2 protein-coding genes and 1 tRNA gene are annotated in these 3362 nt (G+C 58.9%); 2 read left to right on the forward strand and 1 reads right to left on the reverse strand.

What is annotated here, in order from left to right; genetic code table 11:
- Positions 1-131: 131 nt before the first annotated feature.
- A tRNA-Val gene (locus B3187_RS17060) sits at positions 132-208 on the forward strand.
- Between the two features lie 192 nt (positions 209-400).
- Here B3187_RS17060 and rmf read toward each other — a convergent pair.
- The gene (rmf, locus tag B3187_RS17065) at positions 401-613 is read right to left on the reverse strand and encodes a ribosome modulation factor (RefSeq protein ID WP_024460100.1); all 213 of its coding nucleotides are present in this window, start codon (positions 611-613) and stop codon (positions 401-403) included.
- 487 nt (positions 614-1100) lie between these two features.
- Here rmf and rlmKL point away from each other — a divergent pair, with 487 nt between their 5' ends.
- The gene (gene rlmKL / locus B3187_RS17070; RefSeq protein WP_286807683.1) at positions 1101-3308 is read left to right on the forward strand and encodes a bifunctional 23S rRNA (guanine(2069)-N(7))-methyltransferase RlmK/23S rRNA (guanine(2445)-N(2))-methyltransferase RlmL; all 2208 of its coding nucleotides are present in this window, start codon (positions 1101-1103) and stop codon (positions 3306-3308) included.
- The last annotated feature ends 54 nt before the right edge of the window (positions 3309-3362 follow it).

The raw sequence follows: 3362 nt of genomic DNA on the forward strand, positions 1-3362 counted from the left end.
CCGTGCTATCCGTAGGGCGGATAAGGCCAAAGGCCGCATCCGCCGGAACCACGGCCTAAACTAACCTGCAACGCTAAAAAAGGGGTTGCAAAAATCCGAAGTTTTGGTAAAGTTCGCGCCTCAAACGAGACAGGACTATAGCTCAGTTGGTTAGAGCGCTACCTTGACATGGTAGAGGTCACCAGTTCGAATCTGGTTAGTCCTACCAAATATCGAAAAACGGCTTGAGGTTCAGACCCCAAGCCGTTTTTTTATGCCCAGACATTCAGGCGCCCAAAAACCGCTTTACAGCGTCGGCAACGCAGGTAGCTGTTAAGCGGTTTTTAAAAAAATGCCCGCGCTAAGGCGGGCTAGTTTGAGGAGATGATGGCCAAGAAATAAGGTTGTCAAAAGGCTCCAGTCAGTGAGGGGACAAGTTGTTCAGTTTTTGTACTTGAGCGGCCATGTTGTAACCATCCCACTGATCCGTGCGCGCTTCGCGCCAACCGGAGAGCCATTCCTGGCGCGCTGTGCCGCTCTCGTGCGGACACAGGCTGCGGGACCGACCCGCAATACCGGCTTGATAACCCTTACCAAATGCGCGAGCTGTCTGGTTACGCTTTTGACGTTTCATATGTGATGCACCTCTATGTAGCCGTTAATCTTGCAGAGCCCAGCGCCGGGGTGGCGCTGGGCCTGTTAGGGAAACGCACCCACTGGGCGGGGATGCCCGGCACTGTGCGTAGGGAGGTACTGCATCGCCTCTAGCCAGCCACCCGGGAAAATCGGTGGTGGATCCGTAGAGGCGAATGCTCAGTACAGCAAAAAGCCCCCCGGCTGTGAACGATTGTTTTTTTATAGCAGAGGTGTTTCATATGGCACTTTGCTCTAGAATCCGGTTTGACAAAGTGGTTGGGGTGGGCTTACCAGCGTAAAACCAAACGTTGGGTTACGGCGGATGCGCGCCTCGCGGCGCTTATCCGCCCTACGCATGGCTCCGGAGGTTGCGTAGGGCGGTATAAGGGCGAAGCCCGCATCCGCCGTTACCGCGACTTCAACTGCATCCGCCGTAACCACAACCCAACGCACACACCGGCACCAGGCCGTCCCAAAAACAACTGATGATATCTATGAATCTGTTTGCCACCTGCCCCAAGGGCCTTGAAGGACTGTTGTACCAGGAACTGGACGCCATTGGCGCCCAACACCTCAAGGAAACCGTGGCCGGCGTCGCCTTTGAAGGGGACATTGCCCTCGCCTATCAGGCCTGCCTCTGGTCACGCCTGGCCAACAAGATCCTGCTGCCCCTGGCGGAATTTCCCGTCGGTGACCAGAACACCCTTTACAATGGCGCAAGAAACATCCCCTGGGAAGAACACCTGGGTCCCCAGAGCACCCTGCTGGTGGATTTCATCGGCAGCAGCGGCGCCATTCGCAACACCCAGTTTGGCGCCCTGAAAATCAAGGACGCCATTGTCGATCGCATTCGCGACGTTACCGGTGATCGCCCGTCGGTCAGCAAACAGCACCCGGACCTGCGCATCAATGCCCGCCTGAACAAAGGCAAAGTCACCATTAGCCTGGACCTGTCTGGGGAAAGCCTGCACCGTCGGGGCTACCGCACCAAACAGGGCACCGCCCCGATGAAGGAAAACCTGGCGGCCGGAGTCCTCATGCGCGCCGGTTGGCCGGACATCGCCGCCCGTGGTGGCGCATTGATCGACCCCATGTGCGGCTCCGGCACCCTGCTGGTGGAAGCCGCCCTGATCGCCGCGGACATCGCGCCCGGCCTGGGCCGCGCCCGGTTTGGGTTTGAGCAGTGGCTCAATCACCGCAATGACATCTGGCTCGAGCTGCGCGAAGAAGCCATTGCCCGCAAACGCGCCGGCCTCGCCAAATCCCGCCCGGAAATCCGCGGCTACGACGCCAATCTGTCCGTCATCCGCGCGGCGGAAGACAACATCATCCAGGCCGAACTGGACGACTGGCTGCGAGTCAGTCGCAAGGAGCTGGCCGACCTCAAACAGCCCACCCACAAGGTGCTTGAACCCGGCCTGGTGATCACCAACCCGCCCTACGGCGAGCGCCTGGGTGATGTCGAGTCCCTGAAGTTGCTGTATCACCACCTGGGTGAGCGACTGAAAACCGAATTCAAAGGCTGGCGCGCGGGCATCTTCACCGGCAACCCCGAGCTGGGCAAACAGATGGGCCTGCGGGCGGAAAAGAAATACCGCCTCTATAACGGCACCCTGCCCGCCGAACTACTGATGTTCTCCGTCGAGGAAAGCCAGTTCGTCAGCGCCGCACCCAAGCCCCTGAAAGCCGAGCTCGAGGCCGACGCCCCACTGTCCTCCGGCGCACAGATGCTGGCCAACCGGCTGCAAAAGAACCTGAAACAGCTGGCGAAGTGGGCGAAAAAGCAGCGCCGCGGCTCCGAAGACGGTATTAACGCTTATCGGCTCTACGATGCGGATATGCCCGAGTACTCGGCGGCCATTGACCTGTACCGCTCCGAACAGGGCGAGCTCTATGCTCACGTTCAGGAGTACGCCGCCCCCAAATCCGTGGACGAAGCCCGGGCCGAACAGCGCTTCGCGGAGATTCAGGCAGCCATCCCTCGCGCTCTGGATATTCACCCGGACCGGGTCAGCTACAAACAGCGCCGCCGGCACAAGCACTCCGACGGCAGCCAGTACCAGAAACTCGCCGAGCGCCCCGACGGCGAGATCATCAACGTCATCGAAGGCCAGGCGCGGATTCAGGTCAACCTCTGGCAATATCTGGATACCGGATTATTCCTCGATCATCGCCCGGTACGACTGAAAATCGCCGAAATGGCGAACAACAAACGCTTTCTGAACCTGTTCTGCTACACCGCCAGCGCCAGCGTTCACGCCGCCCTGGGTGGCGCCCGGTTCACTCTCAGTGTGGATATGTCCAATACCTACCTGAAGTGGGCCCGCAACAACCTGGCCCTGAACGGCCTGAGTGACACCAAGCACCGCACAGAACAGGCCGACTGCGTGGAGTGGCTGAAAACCAACGAGCAGGAATTCGACCTGATTCTGCTCGATCCACCGAGCTTCTCCAACTCGAAGAAAATGCCCGGCGTACTGGACATTCAGCGGGACCATGTGGCCCTGATCGACGGCGCCATGAAGGCCTTGGCAAAAGGCGGAACCCTGATTTTCTCCACCAATTTGCGTACGTTTGTGATGGATCAGGACGCGTTGAGTGCGTATCAGCTCGAAGACATTACCGGCCAGACCATCGATAAGGATTTTCAGCGGAATCCGAAGATTCATCAGTGTTGGTTGGTTCGGTGGTAAGTTTCAACATGGGGTTACGGCGGATGCGGTGGGCTTGGGTTACGGCGGATGCGG

This window comes from Marinimicrobium sp. UBA4209, from assembly GCF_002381585.1.
GTDB lineage: Bacteria > Pseudomonadota > Gammaproteobacteria > Pseudomonadales > Cellvibrionaceae > Marinimicrobium > Marinimicrobium koreense.

What these genes read in the sequence shown, in the direction of transcription:
- rmf (WP_024460100.1), bottom strand. Translation starts at nt 613, where the DNA reads ATGAAACGTCAAAAGCGTAACCAGACAGCTCGCGCATTTGGTAAGGGT.
- rlmKL (WP_286807683.1), top strand. Translation starts at nt 1,101, where the DNA reads ATGATATCTATGAATCTGTTTGCCACCTGCCCCAAGGGCCTTGAAGGA.